This is a genomic window from Parcubacteria group bacterium (assembly GCA_041659505.1).
GTDB lineage: Bacteria > Patescibacteriota > Minisyncoccia > Moranbacterales > UBA2206 > UBA9630.
Window position 1 is genome coordinate 76352 of the sequence record JBAZYF010000003.1, and the last position, 18992, is coordinate 95343.

Annotated in this window: 18 protein-coding genes; 1 reads left to right on the forward strand and 17 read right to left on the reverse strand. The window is 36.4% G+C overall.

Annotated features, from left to right (window positions below; genetic code table 11):
• Window positions 1-105 precede the first annotated feature (105 nt).
• The 6 genes from WC848_04635 to WC848_04660 all read right to left on the reverse strand — a co-directional run bounded on the left by WC848_04635 (window position 106) and on the right by WC848_04660 (window position 5985).
• The gene (locus tag WC848_04635; GenBank protein MFA5961941.1) at window positions 106-849 is read right to left on the reverse strand and encodes a hypothetical protein; all 744 of its coding nucleotides are present in this window, start codon (window positions 847-849) and stop codon (window positions 106-108) included.
• A 15-nt stretch (window positions 850-864) separates the two neighbouring features.
• Window positions 865-1377 carry a hypothetical protein gene (locus WC848_04640; protein MFA5961942.1) on the reverse strand — a complete coding sequence of 171 codons (513 nt, stop codon included), beginning with the start codon at window positions 1375-1377 and terminating at the stop codon, window positions 865-867.
• On the reverse strand, window positions 1362-1865 hold the full coding sequence (locus tag WC848_04645) for a hypothetical protein (GenBank protein MFA5961943.1): 504 nt from the start codon (window positions 1863-1865) through the stop codon (window positions 1362-1364). Before WC848_04645 ends, WC848_04640 begins: the two co-directional genes overlap by 16 nt.
• A 73-nt stretch (window positions 1866-1938) precedes the next feature.
• Window positions 1939-2748, reverse strand: coding sequence for a methyltransferase (locus tag WC848_04650; GenBank protein ID MFA5961944.1), 810 nt, complete (start codon window positions 2746-2748; stop codon window positions 1939-1941).
• Between the two features lie 499 nt (window positions 2749-3247).
• Window positions 3248-4630: an ATP-binding protein gene (locus WC848_04655; protein ID MFA5961945.1), complete on the reverse strand. Its 1383-nt coding sequence runs from the start codon at window positions 4628-4630 to the stop codon at window positions 3248-3250.
• A 308-nt stretch (window positions 4631-4938) separates the two neighbouring features.
• A complete protein-coding gene (locus WC848_04660; protein MFA5961946.1) occupies window positions 4939-5985 on the reverse strand; it encodes a reverse transcriptase domain-containing protein in 1047 nt (348 codons plus the stop codon).
• A gap of 20 nt (window positions 5986-6005) precedes the next feature.
• Here WC848_04660 and WC848_04665 point away from each other — a divergent pair, with 20 nt between their 5' ends.
• The gene (locus WC848_04665; GenBank protein MFA5961947.1) at window positions 6006-6356 is read left to right on the forward strand and encodes a four helix bundle protein; all 351 of its coding nucleotides are present in this window, start codon (window positions 6006-6008) and stop codon (window positions 6354-6356) included.
• 577 nt (window positions 6357-6933) lie between these two features.
• Here WC848_04665 and WC848_04670 read toward each other — a convergent pair.
• The 11 genes from WC848_04670 to WC848_04720 all read right to left on the reverse strand — a co-directional run bounded on the left by WC848_04670 (window position 6934) and on the right by WC848_04720 (window position 18967).
• Entirely contained in the window at window positions 6934-7806 is an 873-nt protein-coding gene (locus WC848_04670) for a hypothetical protein (GenBank protein MFA5961948.1), read from the reverse strand.
• A gap of 263 nt (window positions 7807-8069) precedes the next feature.
• Window positions 8070-9401 (reverse strand): HNH endonuclease, encoded by a 1332-nt coding sequence (locus tag WC848_04675; GenBank protein ID MFA5961949.1) that lies wholly within the window; start codon window positions 9399-9401, stop codon window positions 8070-8072.
• Between the two features lie 224 nt (window positions 9402-9625).
• Window positions 9626-10003 carry a hypothetical protein gene (locus WC848_04680; protein ID MFA5961950.1) on the reverse strand — a complete coding sequence of 126 codons (378 nt, stop codon included), beginning with the start codon at window positions 10001-10003 and terminating at the stop codon, window positions 9626-9628.
• Window positions 10004-10156: 153 nt separating this feature from the next.
• On the reverse strand, window positions 10157-11905 hold the full coding sequence (locus tag WC848_04685; protein MFA5961951.1) for a DUF2326 domain-containing protein: 1749 nt from the start codon (window positions 11903-11905) through the stop codon (window positions 10157-10159).
• Window positions 11902-12129, reverse strand: a complete 228-nt coding sequence (locus WC848_04690) for an ABC-three component system middle component 6 (protein ID MFA5961952.1) — start codon at window positions 12127-12129, stop codon at window positions 11902-11904. Before WC848_04690 ends, WC848_04685 begins: the two co-directional genes overlap by 4 nt.
• 1 nt (window position 12130) lies before the next feature.
• Window positions 12131-13060, reverse strand: a complete 930-nt coding sequence (locus WC848_04695; GenBank protein MFA5961953.1) for a hypothetical protein — start codon at window positions 13058-13060, stop codon at window positions 12131-12133.
• 108 nt (window positions 13061-13168) lie between these two features.
• A complete protein-coding gene (locus WC848_04700; protein MFA5961954.1) occupies window positions 13169-13675 on the reverse strand; it encodes a DUF2726 domain-containing protein in 507 nt (168 codons plus the stop codon).
• Window positions 13676-13757: 82 nt separating this feature from the next.
• Window positions 13758-15047, reverse strand: a complete 1290-nt coding sequence (locus WC848_04705) for an ATP-binding protein (GenBank protein MFA5961955.1) — start codon at window positions 15045-15047, stop codon at window positions 13758-13760.
• A gap of 8 nt (window positions 15048-15055) precedes the next feature.
• Window positions 15056-15190, reverse strand: a complete 135-nt coding sequence (locus WC848_04710; protein MFA5961956.1) for a hypothetical protein — start codon at window positions 15188-15190, stop codon at window positions 15056-15058.
• A gap of 3 nt (window positions 15191-15193) precedes the next feature.
• Window positions 15194-16687, reverse strand: coding sequence for a DUF2779 domain-containing protein (locus WC848_04715; GenBank protein MFA5961957.1), 1494 nt, complete (start codon window positions 16685-16687; stop codon window positions 15194-15196).
• A gap of 93 nt (window positions 16688-16780) precedes the next feature.
• The gene (locus tag WC848_04720) at window positions 16781-18967 is read right to left on the reverse strand and encodes an AAA family ATPase (protein MFA5961958.1); all 2187 of its coding nucleotides are present in this window, start codon (window positions 18965-18967) and stop codon (window positions 16781-16783) included.
• Between the last annotated feature and the right edge of the window lie 25 nt (window positions 18968-18992).

Genomic DNA, 18992 nt, shown 5'->3' on the forward strand with positions numbered 1-18992 from the left:
ATAAATAACCAAAATAAAACTCCTCAATCGCATGATTCTGCGATGAGGAGCTTTAGCTATTGGAAGATATGCGTACGGCTTCTACGCGAATCCCTTATTGATTTTTTACCAGACAGCGATATTCACTCCGCCAATAACTCTTGATCCGGTTTCAGCGATTCCCCCAAAGTCTTGCTGAAAAATTATTAATGGAGACACCTCCAGCCCACAGATTTTAATCGGAGTTGAGATTGTGCACCTGGCGAAGCTAACAAGCATTGGGTCGGTATCATAGATACCGCTATTTCCGCCCGCTTCTAGCTTCAACGCGATCAACCATTCTCCGATTTTGAGGAAATCTTTTTTCTCAGCGCCGACTTTCCAAACAAAGCCACCTCTACCGATGTATTCTTCACGAATGGAAAACATCTTTTCAAGGTAAGCAAATGGCACAAAGCCATATACCTCTTGAAATTTGACACCGGCATATGCTCCGATAGAATCTCCTTCCATATCACTCAGTGTGTCCACGTTATAGTACACAACGCCGAGATCAAATGTGAGACCCTTGATTTTGAATGAATCTCCGAGATACACGTCAACCTCATCAAAACCTTTCTCGGAAATATAACTGAGGGCTCCGAAATATAGTCCCGATGGATTATGTGTTAGCGAGAAGCCAGCCGTTGTCATCAGACCATTGGTATATTCGCCTGTGTTTTCATTGATGTAGGAAGAGAAAACTCCCAACTCCGCAGAAACCAAAAAGGTTTTTTCTTTTTCTTCTCCAGACACTTCCGCGGCTCTTACTAAAGCCGAACTGAAGAAAGCCATAACCAGCATCATTGAAGCTATATATGCTCTTTTCAACTTATTCTCCTTTTTTTAAGCAACCGCTATGGTTTCAATGTAATCGAAAGGCTCTTCATTACAATCAACATACCTCTCAATTCTTCTTATTATTTCCGCTCCAAATTCCTTTTGGATTCTTTTGCTGAAGCCAGTAACGACTCGGCAATGAAAAGAAAATCTTGAAACGCGCCGATTGTTTGCTTCTCTAATCATCTCTGTAATGAGAAGCATCCCTATGCTGGGCCTAATACTGTTTTTATCCGCAATAACGATATCCACATAAAACATCCCGACATCGCTTGCTGCCATTACCGGATCCTCAATTAGATAATCCAGCACCGCCTCGTTATGCGGCCTCGCCAGAATATACCCCGAAATTCGATTGTCGCCATTTCTGTGAACAATGTTAATATTCCGTGGATTCTGAAATTGATCTTTGTAATAATCAACGTCCGAATCCTGCCACGTGCCACTTCGCTTTCCCAGATCCAAGACCTGAGCAACAATCTCCGGCGTGAAATCAGCCGGTTTTAGAATTTCAAACATAGCCATCCTCCTTTGCACAGATAGTCAAGTGATAGTTTAAAAAGATAACCAAACAGGCCAAGCACGCCACCATAGACGGCCGTGCAATAGATACTTCCGATTGCGATGACTCCAAAGACTTTCCAAAATTGTTTTTTGGAACTTTCCCGAAAAAACAAATAACTGGCAATTGGGCTCGGCCAAATAGATAGCGCGATGAAAGTCAATCTCTTGCTTTCTCTGACATACTTTTTAAATTTCAAAAGTCTGCCAGTGTCGCTCTTGATCCAATTTTTTCCGAGTTCAAGGAAGAGCACGTCTTCCTTGAGAAAGTCATACAGATAGACTCCCAAAAGGTTGACGATTACAATTGATGAATACAAGGGAGCAAAAACGGTAAAGCCGAATTTGATTCCCAGCCATGGTAGATAGACATAATCAAACACGTAATAGATCGCCGTTGCAAGCACATAGGCGAAAGTAAACTTAAAAGTCTTTTTAGTTTTCATGCTCCCTCCTATGCGTTGAATTTTAGGAACAGATTTTTTCTGTCCTCCGTTATGCTATTGTCAAAAAACAACCCTAAACAGTAGCATATTTCTCCTTCATTGTCAAGCGAACCGGCGATCGATAAGCGCGAAATCCCCGTAATAGAGACTTTTTCGCAATTTTTTCGATAAAAAGAAAGGCACCTTTTTCCCCGAAACTGGGAATAAAGACGTCTGAACGCGACACACGGGAAAAATGTTTTTTGGCTATTCCATCTACAATCTTAATCATATTCAAATAATAGCCATTGGTTTCCGAAGCGCCAGCTTGAATACTCATCCAGCCATTTTTTTGGAGCACCTTTGAAGATATGGCGATCAGCTCTTCATAGAAATTGACAAAATCCTTTTTCTTTTTTCGGCCAATTGGAATGTCGGTCAGGTCGCAGATAATGCCGTCAAATTTTCCGTTGATTTTTTTGATTGTGGACTTCATGTGATGCAAGGCGTCTCCAATGTAGAGATTGACGCGCGGATCATCGAAGATTTTTTGTCCGAAGTGTTTTTTGCAACAATTGATCACTTCCACGTCCAAGTCAATTATTTGGATATGCGCATGGGGATTTTTTTCTAAAATCGATTCCGCCAGACTACCATCGCCACCGCCGAGGATCAAAATCTTTTCATCGGTTCTTTTGAGAAATTTGAGCATTTCTCTGTCATAGATGTCACTGTCATCATCCGTTCCCTGGATAACTCCGTCGATAACGAGACAGCGCCCGAAGATATCCGTATCCACCACAGAAATGTCTTGGAATTCCGATTTGATGTTTTCCACAATCTTTTTTACCTTAATCTTCATTTTTTCTCCTGTGGAGTAGATGGGGATGTGTATGTATTCCATTTGCTTGGCTCTAAATTTATTAAAATAAACTTTATAAAAAAGGACAGCCCGCGCCGTCCCCCTAAAACACTAATTTTAAATTGGAAAAACTAAAAAATAGACCAACTTTCTCCAGAGAGAAAGCATATTTGAGGTTTATTTGAAATAGAGATTTTCTGGTTTTTCGCATAGATTTTTGAATCTTTCTTAGGCTAAAATAACTTACCAGCCTAGCACAAAACAATCTACTTGTCAATTGGCTGTTGGGCGACCATTTTTTGAGTTTAGTCCCAATCGACAAAAAAACGCCCGAATGGACGCTTTAGACAATATTCAATTCAAACCATAAGTATTCATCGACTGAGTCGATGAATCAAATTCATCTTGTATCTGATCTATATTTGGTCGGAAAATTAGCATAAAATTCTTCTCTGTCCCCCACTGATTTTACCTTGAGGCTATTGTAGCAAGAAAGTGTGGAGAGAGCAAGCAAATATTTTTCAGTCACCTTTTCAATCACCTATTGTTCCAAAATCTCCCAATATCCACCTTTATAACCAATTCTTTTTAATACCTTTTTTTGTCTTAATTTCTTTATATTATTTTCGATAGCAGTAGTGCTAATTTTTAATTCTTCTGCTAATTTATCAATGGTAATTTGTGGTTTCTCCCTTATCAATTCAAGAATCTTCTTCTCGTTTTCTCCCAACCTTTCTCCCAACTTTACTCCCAACTTTACTCCCAACCCTAACTGGTATCTTTCCATTCTTTGCTCAACACTCATCTTTTGCAAATCCGGCCGTTCAAAAGTGATGCTGAAGCGCACATCACTTACATCCAGCAAGGGATGCGGTAATAAATATTCGTCCATCATCTCGCCTATTCTCATTAGTCCAGAGCCGATCTTCTCAACCAATTCCATTCTTTGCATTAGTCCAAAAAGAAGCGTGTTTCGGGGAAAACTTTTTTTGTATAAATCTTCAACCTTAATATTGCCAATTAAACTTCCAGGGTTATCAATTTCTACCCGGTCGGAAAAAATACTGATTTGAATGTTGCCAATGGAAAAATAGTCCCGATGAGCGATTGCGTTAAGAAGCGCTTCCCGCAAAGCTTCCGCGGGCAATTCCAAAACTTCTTTTCTTGGACCGCCACCCTTGATAATATACTCAGTATTTAATTTTGACTGCAAATAGTTAAGGGCTTCTTGGTAATTCGTATATAAGTCTGTATCAAATTCTTTTCTATCAATTACTTTTGTTTTGGATTTACCAAGAAACAATGCGCAAGTGATCGTGGCACTACTGATAAACCGTGAGGCTTTATTGCAAAACATCAATACTCCGGCATTTTTCAGTTTATTATCTCCTAGCAATTCCAGGTTTTGCAAGACCTCATCCCGGCTTAGCTTGGTTTCTATGCCTATTTTTTTCAAAAAATTCCCATAAGCCTCGTCATTAAAATCTTTTACTAGATCAAATTTTTTATTCAATTTTTCGTCAAAGCGAATAAGGCCTTCGTCCATAAAAAGATCTCTAATTTCGTCTCGAGAAAGTTGTTGGCTATTAGCGCCCTGACGCATATAGAATTTTCCTCCAGTTGAATAGGGTTTCTTTTTGCCTTCGGGTACGTCAATAATCACCACGCCTTCAAATTCGCTTATACCCACCGAGAAGATTGGATCGAATTTTCTGACCAAGTCTTGAATTTCCGATTTCATCCGATTGTTTAAAGTGGCCGGCTTTATTTTCCCATCATCAGTAACGCCAATCAAAATCTTGCCTCCATTGACATTGGCCATGGCACAAATTTCTTTGGCAATATTGGAAGTATAGCTTTCTTTAAATTCAAGATTAAATCCCTCGCCCTCTTGGATTAAAAAATCAAGTTCTTTATTGTTCATAGAAATAAAAAATTAACAATATTTTATTCTATTGTAGCAATAAAAATGTCGAGAAGCAATGGTGATGGGGGGCTGACGCCTTAATTTGATTCATTAAAATAAAAAGGTTATAATATAAATAACAATTCATTGCCTAAACCCCACAAAAATGTGGGGCATGGCGCTAAAACCAACCAAGGTAGTAAGCTCCTCGTCCAGAGCACCTTGGTTGGTCGTGCATCGAAAGGTGTGCGGGTGACCTGAAAGGGTCATCGCTGGCGGGGAGCTTTTTGTATTCTCACCAGCAAAAATAATCTTAGAAACGGGAATTATTTCAGCCAAAACCAATATTGATTCAGAAGTTCCTGTTCCAAATCGTAAGCATCGGCGTGAGAAAGAACGCCTAGATACGATTGCAGACACTGGTTCAGTGATTTCTCATTTCTTTTGCTTGCTTTATATTCCAGGATGCGTTCTTGAAGTTTTTTAAAAATGCGCTTTTTCGTCTTTGTCCGCAACGCCCGACAATGCGGAAGAGTTACGTAGCCGAGAAAATCTATTCCTTGTTTGCATTTTCTGATACTAACTTTTCCAGGATGAAGCTTCAGCGAAAGTTTTTCTTCGATAAACCGACCAACAGGATTGAGGATATTCGACAAAAACTCCTGACTATTACTGACGATCACGAAATCATCGGTATAGCGGGCATAGTGTTTTATTTTCAACTCATGCTTTACAAACTGGTCGAGTTCGTTCATGTAGACATTGGCGAAAAGCTGGGAGGTAAGATTGCCAATCGGCACGCCTCTGCTACTGAAAATGTCTGATTGATCGGAAGAAAAACTTTCTACGATTTCTTTCAAGAGCCACCGCACATTCTCGTCCTTTATTCTCTTGAATAAAATTCGCAGCAGAATGGCATGATCGACCGTATCAAAAAATTTTTTGATATCGCACTTTAAAACGAAGCACGGTCTCGAATAATTTTTGCTTTCTTTTTCGATCATTTTTTCCAAGGCCGTAACACCCTTGTGCGTCCCCTTCCCGATGCGACAGGAAAAAGAATGTGAGATAAAAGACTGCTCGAAAATCGGGCTAAGCACTGAAAAAATGGCATGATGCAATACTCTGTCCTTCACTTCTGCTTTGTGAATATGTCGCTGTTTCGGATCACGGATATAAAATGACGAATAGCTCTGGTGTTTGTATGTGCGACTCCTCAGCTCTTCGCGAAGCTGAAAAATATTTCGCTCCAATTCCCATTCGAACTTCAAGACATCCGCCTTTTTTCGCTTACCCTCCTTGAAGTTGTCCCAGGCCAAAAACAGGTTTTCCAGCGAAATTATTTCTTCAAAAATATCTTTGTAGGTTTTCATAATTCAATAACAATAAAAATATGGATGAATTTGACATTCCGATCTTCAAAAAAATCTGCGATATGTATAAAAATTTCTACAGTTTCAGGAATTCCGTTCCCAAACAGGACCGTTATACACTTTGGCAAAAATGCGAGAATATTTTGCTGGAAATATTGGAAAGTATATTACTTGCCAGCCAAATGCCTAAAAAAGAAAAGCTACCGATTCTGGAAAAAACAAGCCTACAGCTTAACTCGTTCAGGATTTTTGTCCGTCTGGCCAAAGAAGTTCGCGCCATTGATACTAAAAAATACATCTTACTGCAAGAGAACACAGATGAGATTGGAAGAATGTTGGGTGGCTGGATACGCTCCAATCATTCTGATTAAGACACAAAAGACATCCCCCTCTGGATGTCTTTTTGTTTTGAGAAGAGACTTCGGGAGAAATCCCGAGGCGGAACCGAACTGCTTGTTGACATTGTTCGTCCAGTTAGTGTTGAAGTTGAGGTCGCCGTCGTTCCAGTTGAAGTTGGGCGCGTTCACGAACTCACCATCGCCGTCGGGATTTTGCTTCTACCCGTCCATTATCACCAGGAGTTGAAATTTACTGTCTGAATAAATCAGGCCTATATTCTCTCCTCCTTGAATTTTATTCGGGAGTAGTTCTTTTTATCGAACATCTCCACCAGGTAAAAGCAAGCAGTATCTCCTCAAGATAACACACTTCTTCCAGCCGTAGCCGAATAGAACTCCGGTTATTTTCCTTGAAGAAAGAGAGGGCGACAGCTATCCGTGGACAACTGCTCATTGGCCCGCTCATTCAGAAGTATATCAGAACAGCTTATTCTAGCAAATGAAAGAGGCTACCCACAAGTGGATAGCCTCGATTTTGAACCGACCGCCTTCGGCGGAAAGTTCAAGGAATAAAAGGCACGAGAGGGACAAGGTTTCGAAATTTCGAGTTTCAATTCTGCGGGAGAAATCCCGAGGCGGAACCGAACTGCTCGTTGACATCGCTCGTCCAGCTAGCGCTGAAGTAGAGGTCGCCGTCGCCCCAGTCGAAGTAGGGCGCGCCCACGAACTCACCATCGCCGTCGGGAGCATACTCGTCGCCCGCACAATCGATGTGGAGCTGTTCCCACTGAATCTCACGTTCGGGGTGGGTCAGCAACATGATTCCGATTGCAAAGGCTCCGAGTCCAAACTCATTGACAATGAAGACCTCACGTCCCCGGCGCACCGAACGACCCTTATGACGGAGACCGAACTGGGCCGGAACGACGAGGATGTCGAAGTCCTTCTGCTCGTCGCCGAGCTTCTGGAACATCTTCACCGTCTTGACATGCTGCCTGAGGTACTCCGCTCCGAGATGGCCGTCACGGTAGTTGTAGAACTTCCGCTTGGACGCGATCATCGCGAGAACCTTCTCGACCGCTTCGCCATACGTCGGTGCGAGCGTCTCCCACTTCGGAATAGCAAACCATCCTTCAGCGTTTGAGGGTAGCGTCTGCTCGGCGATCTTCTCATCGGCGAATCCGATGCCCGGGAATAACTGACGCAGGATGTTGGTCTGTTCCGTAATCCCCTTGACCTTGTAGCCCTTGGGGTACGTGTAGCTGGAACTGACTTCCTCGTCGGCGAACTGATTGGACACCGAAAGCTCTCTGATGGCAGTGATGATGCGAGCTTGAAACTCGTCGCCGTTTTCAATGAGTTTCTGGGTACCGTCCTTGTCTCCGAGAAGACCATCTGCAATTGCGCGATCAATGGCGTCTTCGGAAAACCGCTTGACTTGCTTCTTCTGTCCGTCTGTGATACCGGTGATCAATGTTTCCATTGTCATCCTCCTTTGGTAATTTTATTTTCCCGAACCCCGGGATTAGGGCTTGTATCTCGAATGAGATGAGCACCTTGGAAGCCAAAAATGACGCCCAAAATGCTCATCTCATTGCTTTTATGGATTTAAGGTACTAACAGGCTATCCTAGCATATTTAAAGCCGTTTGTCAAACTCGTTGACGGACGGATTGCATAGCTAAAAAAGAGAGGTCACCTTTGAAATATTACCGATATTCTCTTTTTTTCATCCTTACTGAAAGCTTTATTGTTCTGATTGATATCTTTCAACATTTTTTTTTAAATATTTTTTCAATTCAGTTCTGAATAATATCATATCTTTATCGCTAGTGTTTTTGCGTGAAGAATAAAATTGCCCAAAGCTGTCCCGAATTAAATACAATGCAAGCTCGTCTAATTTCATTAAAAGCCAACCGTCTACTTCCATAGATTCTTCTTCATAATTTATATATGGCAATAATACTTCATCGGCATATTCTTTTATAAAATTTTTCCTTGATTCATCGTTATCATGTTCCTCTATTGTTTCCTCGGGAAGATTCGCAGTCACATCTAAAAAATTGATGGAATGCTCATACAAATTTTTTATAAAATCTTTCTCTTCAAATTTACGAAAGGGCTTTAATAAATAAACTAATGCTTTTATCGAAGCTTCAAAATCATATTGAGTGCCTTGTAAAATACCTTCAAGCTTTGTTTTTGTCCATTCGGCAGGCGGGTCCCCTATTGATTGTTTATTTTCTTGAACTTTGTTGGTATTATTACTTTTCTTTTTTATGCTTTCTATCCATGATTCTATCAGCGAAGTCCACTCTGTCCAGTTGTATGCCTTACTTAAATTAGGAATAAGTTCGCTGTCGAAGTCCTTTATGATCTTATCGTCGCTGTAATTCCAGTAGTTGCGTAAAACAGCTACGTATTCCTGAAGTAAAATAGCTGATTTTCTGGGATCGTAATAAGCCAAACTATTTTTAGCATTATTCTTAATATGCATCAACTTTTGTTCTATCGGAGACAGTCTTCTCACAAAAAGCACTCCTCCCAACTTATCCAGAAACTTCTCCACGCTTTCTTTTACAATCCCTTCCGTATTGGAAAATTTCAGATAAGTAGTTGCCGAGGCATCGATCGCGTCCAACACTTCATTGACACCGTATTTTCGTAAATGATTCCGAAGATTATTTTCCCCGTGTTCACTTATTGTAAGCGGCTCAATTTTTGCCTCAACATATTCCTTGATCATTTTCAATGTTTCATCGTCCAGATTAGACAACGATTTCTTCCATTTAAACATCAGCTCAATCTGTTCTCTTCTCTCCTGGATCAGCTCCAACTGCTTGCGTTGTTTTTCAACTACGGAATTATCATTCAACTTTCTGTCGCTCTTGCCAAGATTGCAATCAAAACAACTCGTAATCAGATTTACAATACCATTATCCCCGCCCTTCGAAACTGGCTCAATGTGATCTATATGCAAAACAACATCAGGAGCTTTCTCACCACAATATTGGCAGGTAAACCTGTCTCTCTTAAATACTTCAAATCGTATGGATTTTGATATGCCTTTTCTTTTCATACTCCTGTACTTTCTTGATAGCCATGTTTAACCCGACGTCGACTTATTAAAAATAGTATTTTTATCGTATCCCTAAATCACCATAAAGTAAAGAAAACAGCCCCTATTTCGCTAAATTTTGCCCTACGGGCGCTTTTTGTGCTGATATGGTGTAACTATACCAAAAGCCAGAACATTCCGCCCCGGCTTTGATATTTCGTTATTGCGTATAATCACATTATTTATCACAAACAGCTCTCTTGTTCCCTGTGTTTTCTTGATTCAAAAGAAGCCTTGTATCGATTATGAACAAACATCAAATCCTCAACTATCCCTTTGAGAATTTTATTGTGCTTTTCATTCCAGCCTTTCAGCGCAATGCCCTCTCTTGCCAATTCTAAAATCGTTGCCATCTGGATGTGCAAATCGTTATTCTGCATTTGAAATTCCAATTGTTTTTTACGCTTCTGATTCATAGCCCTATGATTTTTTGGATACAAAAAAGGTCCTCCGTCGGCGGCACCGTTTCGGGCACCCAACACCCTTTCGAGTATTGACCCATGTGAACAGATACCGATCAGAAGACCGTTATTGTTCACATGGGGTTTCATATATTTTGCCATGCCTACACCCGAAGGCATAAGTTTAGGCTGTATTGTAAATTTATTCTAGCTTTTTAAGTCGTGTTGGTCAATTTTCGGAAAGTTTTAGACACTCTTTTTAAATTTAGGCATACTAAAAACTAACTCCTATAAAAATAAGTTTTTATGCGTAACTTACGTTTCCGAATACTTTTTCCCATTAAGAAATCTGATTTCCTTTGTGAAATTAGCGACTCTATGATCATCTATTTCTAGGTTTAGCATTTTTTCTCGCTCTTCGTTTTCAATTTTATCCCTATTTAAGGTAAGAATGTATTGGAAGTCTTGTGACTCTTTTTTGGCTAAATAATTTAGACTTTTTATTAATGAATCCTGATCAACATCAAAAATATTATCATGAACCAAAAAATGAGGATGTCTCACTTGGGTGTATTCGTTAAATAATAATGCTAAATCATAAATAAAAACTTTCGTTCTGTCCACACTATGGCTACCATCATCATCTATCCTCATTTCAAATGATAAGACCTTTTTACTCTTCCCGCTTGTAACTGTCTTAATATCAAAGGATGCTTCGTTGCTATCCATTATATATTCATGGATACTTAAAATTGTTATATTAAAACTATCTATTATTTTTTTAGCATCAAATATCAAAGCATCCAGCTCCTGGAAATATTTGTCTTTCTCTAGTTTTAAATCCTTTAATTCTTTTTCGGTGTTTTCATAGGCCGCATACTTACTTTGAATATTTGCATAAGACTCTCTTTTTTGGTGATAAATAGCAAAACCGTTTTTCACATCCTTCAAAACACCCTTTTGATCAATAATTTCTAATTTATTTAGTCTGCTGTCTTCAAGAGCCTGAAGTTTTCTTGCAGTAACATTTAATTCATCGCTTATAGATTTAATTTTTTCATTAAACAATTTTCTTTGGAATTCATCAATTTTTTGTTTAAAATTCACGACTTCTTCAATGGATTTGGAGACAATATCACCAAGGCCTGATTTGAATTGGTTATAAATAATTTCAATATCTTTTTCTTTAATAGCCTCCAGTGCTGGGAAGGTTCTCATTTTTCTCAATTGATATCTCAGGGCAGTCTGATGAGAGCGTAAATCATCTATCTCTATTTGCATTTTAGCCAAATCATCCTGCTGTAGCGCATATGCGTCATTGGTCTTGAAACTTTCAAGCGCTGTGTCTATTTTCTTTAAATCATCATTGAGGGAGTTGAGTGTAGCCTTGACATCGCCGACTTTTTTTGTTCCGTTTTCAGTTAAGGATTTTCTCAGTGCTGTTCTGTGGACACTAGTTTTTTCAATTTCTTTGAATTTTTTTTGTATCTTATTGATAAGCGAGACATCCAGACCAAAAATGAACGCACTTGGTTTTATGGCAGGAGGTATGGTCTTTTGTGAATTACTCTCATAACACATCATAATATCCTTAAACTCAGATCCTTCTTCTCTTAAGAACGGTCCCAGAAATTCACGAAAACTAATATCTACACTTTCGGAAGTTTCCAAAAATAATATCCTCCCCAAATATTGGCTAGCATCATCCAAATTAGAAAAATCGGTTGTTTTACCATCTTTTATAATTGTTGGATTTTCTGGTTTTCCTTTTGTTCTAATTATTCTAAGATTTTGAGAATTAATTTCAAGGTCTAAAATTATTTGAGTATCATCAGAAAATTTATCAAGTGGGATCTTCATAACCCGACTATTGGAACTTGCCTTTAAAAGACAAAAATTCACAAATTCTATACTTAAAGATTTGCCCACTCCATTAGTTTTTTTCCCTTTTCTCACATTGTCTGTTTCAACTTTTTCACCCATGATAAGATTTATCCCATCTTGAAATTCGATGGGTTCAAATATTTCTGGTGAAGAATGAAGTTTCAATAATTTTATTCTCATACTTTATAAATATAAGGATCTGTAAAATTTATAATACCCGCGGTATATAAAAATATTAACGATAGCATTATTTGCCGATAATGAATTATTTTTAATTCCTTTTTTAATTTTTCAGTTACTTCAAAAATACTTACCTTATCATCATCCTTGCTCTTTAAAATTTTTAAAATTAAATACCCAATATAAATTGGCGTTGTTTTAATTTCTTCATCTTTTGTAATCAAATTATTCTTCTTCATTTGGAAAAATACTACATTTGGGAATCTCTCCAATTAAATAATATCTTATTGCACTATGCGCATATTTCTTGCCACTACTTTCAAGCTTATTCTCAAGATAATCTGCCATCTTATCTAACGCGGTCATAGGGTCACCATTATTCTCTCTTAAAAACCTACGACTAGTTTCCTTCAAAAACGCCACCTTTTTTGCTACCATTATCTTATCTGGACCAATTGCCTGTTCTGCTTCTTTTTGTGCACTTGCATACATTGCGCTATTTACTATTTCACTTTTAATTTGTACACAATAGCTACTAAAACGTTCGAGTTTTTTATCAGGATCAGGCATGGTATTTTCAAACCCTTCATTGATAAAGTCCGCATTATCAGATACATAACAGATAAGATCCATTACGGTTTCAACTTCTGTCGCGTTGGAATTAATATTGGGAAGATTAAAGATTCTTTGCCGATCATTTTTGCTTAATTCAATAGCCTTTCTAACTATTTGTTCCAATCCCCAATGTTCCTTTTTTATTCCATCTCCATTTCCATTTAATTCAATAATTTTTTGATGGGGCTTGCCCATTAAATTATCCCTTGTCACAAATACCCACTTATCAAACTGGTATTTATCTTTCCATTTTTCCAAAAATTTATCATAATCACCAAGCTCCTCTGATTTTTTAGGAATAGGATTTGAAATCTTCTTTGAAGTTATGCTATTATCGTATTTCTCTGATTCTGGACCATACACGGCAAAAAAACATTTCTCATCTATACTGTACCCATCATTACCAAGATCATGTTGCATTTTAGGGGTTTGCAAATCCGGATAACAACAAATTAGGATATCCCACAAAATTTGCTGAAATTCCTTTCCTGTTTTTCTTGTCAATCGATCTCTTATTATTTCCTCAGAAGAATTAGCCATTTTTTATTTCGATACTCAAGATTATATTTCATCTCAACTTTCTTGTTAAAATAATTATACCACATACTATCAGATTTGGTATCATTCATTCATTTTTAGCAAAATATCCTAACTAGAGAGATTCTTATTCTCCAAGATATTCCTAATATTTTGTGATAATTCTGAGAAGTTTCCGCCAACACTAATATGTTCTACTGGCAGACCAATTGCTTTGTATAATTCATCAATAAAATTATCCCGCTTTTTACGTTGTGCGCTATTATGCGATTTTCCATCTAGCTCAATAGCAAGCAATGGTTTTGTTGTGGCATAATTACACACAAGGAAATCAACATGGCGTGACTTGATTTTGCCACGAAGACCCCAGTGACTATTGCCAGATATATTCTTCTTGTTCACATCAATAAAGTCCTCAATGCGAACCTTAGACAATACGATATAAACTTCTCCAAGTGCTTTTTGCAGATTAACGAATAATGCTTGCTCTGATTCATTCATTACCCTGTCCTTCTTTTGATATGAAGACAAACTCGTTAGTCTTTCCTTTTTCTCAATAAATGCCTTAGCGAGAGCAACAGCAACGATGAAAATGATTAATATAATTGTCCAAAGCATAGTTTTGTTTTTATTGAATTATGTTTGATGAAATTAGAAAACAAATTAGACTTATCGTTTATTTTGCAATAATTGAAAAAAATTACTTCAAATCAATCCTGTTGTTCTTTTTTAAATATTTTTCAATCATTTCATTTTCGAGTCTTTTTGCCAACCGCTCACCATAGCACCACCCTAATTGCTGACAAAAATCTTTAATCAATTCTATTCTTTTCTCTTTTAAATCTTGCACCATGATATTCCTATTCCAGTCCAATTCATAATCTAATGATTTTTTTATTTTTTCGGATGTGAAATTTTCATCTCCCTTATACAGAAAATTATTATCCGTTTCTGAGAGTACAAACGAGAGTTCTATGTAACCCCAATAACCCAAATCTTCATAAAATTTATATGCAAATTCAATGAGCAAATCTATTCTGGCTATTAAATGATAGAAGCCATAATACCCAAGTTTGTCTTCCCTTATATTATCAAAATTCATTTCACCCTCCCTTTCAAAACTTTGTTTTAACAATTCTATATCCTGCATGAATATTTCTCCATAGTATAAAAGTCCGAAATCATTGATTTCTGTATAATTTTTTTCGTTATATTTAATAACAACACCATCATTTATAACCCTTCTTTTATCTATGAATCTAGGAAATCCACCTGAACTAAAATAATCATTAATTTGAAGCTCGCCGAGAAAATCAAACAAATGATCTGGATTCGTTAGCACTTGATTTGGATAAATTGGGATCGATGAGAAATATCCACTTCCAAAAGGCTTTCTACTCCTAAAGGTTGCTATCAGTGTATTTTCCTCATTGGGAACATAAATTTTATCATTGTGTCTTTGCGTGGCCGAGGTTAATAAATTTTTTTTCAAATTATCTGATTTATCTCTCCTATTTCTCAACCACTCCAATTGCTCCATCGTGGCTAAACTTTCAGGGGTTTTAGTGTCATTAATTCTCACATATGCTCTAGTATTTCCCCTGATAGCATGGGGCGTTTCATTACTCGGATGAATTCTTATTACAACCAGCGCCTTCGTGCAATCATCGTTCTTGCAAACTTTTACTTCTGGAAATATTATTGGGTAAATATTATCAATGATTATTCTTGTTACTTTTTCAGAAATGCCCTCTTTATTTTCAAGGCCTTCAACTGGGAGCAATGGAACACCGTCATCATCTTTTACACCAACAATAACTAAGCCACCAAAAGTATTTGCGAAAGCGCTCAGTGTCATTGCGAGTTTTTTATTGTCAGCATTAAAGTCTTCCTTGTAATCCAAATTAACATTTTCCCTGATTTTCTCATTACAAAAAGCAACAACATCCTCATAGGAAATATCTTCAATTTTTTTATTATATAAAATCATAGCTTTAATTAATTTTTATCTTTAGCATAATTCTCAATAGCAAGCTCAGCCAATCCATAAAGATTATCCCTGATTTCCAAAACTTCTTCATCAGCGATATTTTCGTCGTTTAATATTTTCTTGACTTCTTCAATACTTAACATTCCTTATACTGATTTTAATACTTTCCAAATTTCAACCATAGCCAAGGTATCAAGATGGCAATAGTCCTTGAGTGCCTGCACTTTCATATTTTTTTCATCCTCAGAATATTCATCCGACACAATACGATTCCATGTATCTGACGCGGCACCACCCTCTTGAATATGCATATCCTTATATGAAAGATGAGGAACAAGTGCCGGCAAAACATACTTTATTGAAGCGCTTCCTTTAAACTCTGGATGATCATACATTGTTGTATTTCCGTAAAATGGAATCATCAAGTCTACAACGCGATTATTAACACTTTGCATAAAATCCCGATATTCAGGCAGACGCTTTCCAATTTCTTCATTTCTCTTTTTTTCAAAACTCTGATTCCAAACAACAACACTTCCTGTTTTCGGGATATGCTTTTCCAATGCTTTTGCGAAACTTTCATCAGGACAACCTTGATCAGTATAAATAAAATCATAATGTTCCAATTCGCTCTCGCGTGAGTCAATCACATGCAGTGAAAATTGAAAAGTTATTTGCTGATATGGACTGTACCCACTATATCTCGGCAAGGCTGATGGATATGTTTCATAGTCAAGAAATGACAATGGGTATTTCATCGTTCCTAAAAATTCAGCAATGCTTTTTTTATCAATATATTCTTTGCCGGATTTGGCCGTTTCCACTTGCCTTTTCTGATTATCTGAAAGTGGGAAATCATCCGGCACATCGTGAATATTGAAAATATGACTATCAACCAACTCTGCTAATTTTTTTCCATTGATTCTTAAAATTGCGTGAACTGGATATTCCGGAAGATCAGAATTTGAATACCAAGCTGTTGTACAATGCGAGTTTTTCCCTTTCAAAATACAATCGCAATGCCCTTTCGGTTCAGCTTCACTAGATAACAATTCATAGGCACCCTCCATTTTTTGCTTTATGTCATCCAGCTTCTCATTCACTTGGCTAGTCGAATCTTCTATAAAAAATAACTTTTCCAAGTTAATTTCGCCAAGGCGGACATATTTTTTATTAAGCCTGATCAAATTGAAAGTTCCCATCTCAATGCCCAAATCATTCAGGACATTCTTTTGAAAAGCCATATCTATCAAATAATCCTCGGTTTTTCTTCCTCCGTTTTCTTCCGAAGCTGTCGATGACTTCACTTCATATAGATCATAGACATTTGTATCCAGATTGAAAACAAAAATATCAGAGACTGCGAGATATTTTTCGGTTGCAAAAACAGGCTGATAAATTACAGGTGTCTTTTCTTCCATAAGCTTCCTTGTAAGCTCTGTATCATCACGAGATTCCACTAGCACGCCGCCCGAGAAAAGGCCGCGCGCAAGCTCGTCAATTTGATTGCCAGTATCAATAATATTCAGCTCAAAAGAAGAAAGTGCTTTTTTCTTATATACCTCTGGATTGTGAATTTTTAGCCAAGCATTTTTTGCACAATCGAGACATATCAGAAAGTTTGTTTTTGATAATTTCATGCAATTTTTTTAATCAATCGCCAAAAAACTATTATTTAAAATCATATTTGCCATTTTGCTTTTCGGGTTTAGTCCAATTTTTTCGCAAAACTTTTATTTTATCATTCGATTGTAGTGTGCCTCATGTCCAGAATTTTCAAATATTTTTTTAAATGCTTCTTTGAAAATTTGAGGATCAACTTCTTTTGTGTCAGAAATATTTATTCTATCAAAATGTGATTCTCTATTTATATATCTCAAAAAATAAGAGTATTTGCCATCTGTTAGATTTTCAATTGCTTTATCATATTTTTCATTATCAATAAAACCAAAAAAACATTCTAAAATATTTCTCATAGAATTAGCCAATAAACTATCAGGGGCGTTATCGTCTTTTATTATTTGCCAATACTGTTGATAGTCATTTAATATCTCATCTTTACCCATTTCAGAAATTATAGATTTTTTTTCTCGATTCTTGGTAATTCTAAAAAGTTTTTCCCTGTCGTCTTTCTTGTTTTTCTCTGTGTATTTTATTAATTCGTGAAAAAGATATAAATTATGAGTTAAAATGAATACTTGCTTATAGTCATCATTAAAAAAGTTTTTTCTTATGAGCTGTGCAACATTAAAAACATACATATGCGACAAGCTAGAAATTGGATCATCAATAACAACTATTTTTTCAGTTGCTATATCATCATTATTTTCTTTGCCTTTGCATAATTCCAAAAAATACAGAAAACTAATTACTGTTTTTTCTCCCTCGCTCAATGTTTCAAATTTAGCAATATCTTCGTTTGGTCTTTGTAGTTTGTATGACTTTTCTCCAGCTGGAACAATAGAAAATCCATCTAATCCAAAAAATATTAATTCACTATTTATAGCCTCAATTGCATCTTGAATGTTTACCATTTCCTTTTGTGCGTCTTTTATTATCGTTCCTCGCTCTTCAATATTTTTGTTTAACTCTGAAATTTTAGTTTCAATATCTGATTTTTCTTTTTCAACTTTCACTTTTTGAGTGTTATAATTTTCTATTGTTTGATCATAATCCCACCGCATAATTTCCCAGAAGTCTTTAATGATCTGATTTCTTGTTTTTTGTTTGTTTTTTAGCTTTTCATTATGAGTTTTTATTTCATTAATAATTGTATCTAAAAAATCATTCAGTGCTTTTTGTTCTAAAATACTTAATTCTAAGGCAATGACTACATTCGGACTTTTAATTTTATTGTTAATTTTTGACCAATTATTGTTCAATTTATCAATAAAATTTTTAAACAAAAGCTTAAATTTGGTTTCTTTGACCTTTATAAAATCAATTTGTAAAAGTTCATTTTCTAACTTTTTTGCATCCTGATATTCTCTAAAATATTCTTTGTCTAAATCTTCTAATTCTGTGATTTTTTGTTGGTAAGATACGTCAAAGTAATTTTGAATTTCTTGATATAAATCTTTAGTTATAGTTTTTTGCTGACAAAAAGGACAGATTTTATTTTCCTCTCGGGGTTCATTTATAAACTCTTTCCCTTTTTTCACCCAATCAGAATTGTTTAATTTCTCAATAAGATCCGCTACTTGTGAATTTTCATTTCCAATAATTACTTCTTTGAAAATTTCCTTTTCTTCGGTTTTCCAAAAATCAAAAGTTACTTTTTTAACCAAATTTTCGTCATAAGTTTTGGCGCTTTTTCCTTGCGTTGCTTCTGCTTCTTTTTTTAAATCTTCTTTTGATTTTTCTGGTTTATTTGCTGGTTTTTGTAATCTTAAAAGATGATCAAATAAGTCTTTTTTGCTTCCCCTTTTTCCTTCCAAGCAAAATTCCAAAATTCTATCTCCACCCGAATATTTTGTTTTTATCTCCCAAGTTTTATCTTCTGTTGTATTTTGTAAATCAGCGACATTTTCTTGTTTTTTATTTAAGTCAAATTGAAATCCGGTTTTCAATTCATCGTTTTCAATTTGATTCTTTAGTTTATTTATCTCCTGAGTAGCTGTATCTATTTTTTCTTTTGCTTCTTTGTTTTCTGACTTCAGACTAAAAATACCTCTTTGTGTGTCCTGATAAAAATTATCACCAACAAATTTTTGATTATAAACTAACACTTTTTCATTATTTAGTTCTGCAATTGAACAGCAAGAAAAACAAGCGTTATCTTTATCTTGAAGATAATTTGAAAGAGTTGTTTTTCCTGTCCCATTCAGTCCATAAATAAGATTGATTTTTTTATCAGTCTCCAAGATAGCGGGTGTTTCCCCATAACTTGCAGTATTTTTTATAGAAATCTTAGTGATCATAATTTAAAATATCAAATTTACTGGA

Coding starts and splice junctions, on each gene's coding strand:
- WC848_04665 (MFA5961947.1), top strand. CDS start 6,006: ATGGATGAATTTGACATTCCGATCTTCAAAAAAATCTGCGATATGTAT.
- WC848_04660 (MFA5961946.1), bottom strand. CDS start 5,985: ATGAAAACCTACAAAGATATTTTTGAAGAAATAATTTCGCTGGAAAAC.
- WC848_04715 (MFA5961957.1), bottom strand. CDS start 16,687: ATGAAATTATCAAAAACAAACTTTCTGATATGTCTCGATTGTGCAAAA.
- WC848_04700 (MFA5961954.1), bottom strand. CDS start 13,675: ATGCTTTGGACAATTATATTAATCATTTTCATCGTTGCTGTTGCTCTC.
- WC848_04685 (MFA5961951.1), bottom strand. CDS start 11,905: ATGAGAATAAAATTATTGAAACTTCATTCTTCACCAGAAATATTTGAA.
- WC848_04645 (MFA5961943.1), bottom strand. CDS start 1,865: ATGAAAACTAAAAAGACTTTTAAGTTTACTTTCGCCTATGTGCTTGCA.
- WC848_04670 (MFA5961948.1), bottom strand. CDS start 7,806: ATGGAAACATTGATCACCGGTATCACAGACGGACAGAAGAAGCAAGTC.
- WC848_04720 (MFA5961958.1), bottom strand. CDS start 18,967: ATGATCACTAAGATTTCTATAAAAAATACTGCAAGTTATGGGGAAACA.
- WC848_04705 (MFA5961955.1), bottom strand. CDS start 15,047: ATGATTTTATATAATAAAAAAATTGAAGATATTTCCTATGAGGATGTT.
- WC848_04710 (MFA5961956.1), bottom strand. CDS start 15,190: ATGTTAAGTATTGAAGAAGTCAAGAAAATATTAAACGACGAAAATATC.
- WC848_04695 (MFA5961953.1), bottom strand. CDS start 13,060: ATGGCTAATTCTTCTGAGGAAATAATAAGAGATCGATTGACAAGAAAA.
- WC848_04680 (MFA5961950.1), bottom strand. CDS start 10,003: ATGGCAAAATATATGAAACCCCATGTGAACAATAACGGTCTTCTGATC.
- WC848_04675 (MFA5961949.1), bottom strand. CDS start 9,401: ATGAAAAGAAAAGGCATATCAAAATCCATACGATTTGAAGTATTTAAG.
- WC848_04640 (MFA5961942.1), bottom strand. CDS start 1,377: ATGTTTGAAATTCTAAAACCGGCTGATTTCACGCCGGAGATTGTTGCT.
- WC848_04655 (MFA5961945.1), bottom strand. CDS start 4,630: ATGAACAATAAAGAACTTGATTTTTTAATCCAAGAGGGCGAGGGATTT.
- WC848_04650 (MFA5961944.1), bottom strand. CDS start 2,748: ATGGAATACATACACATCCCCATCTACTCCACAGGAGAAAAAATGAAG.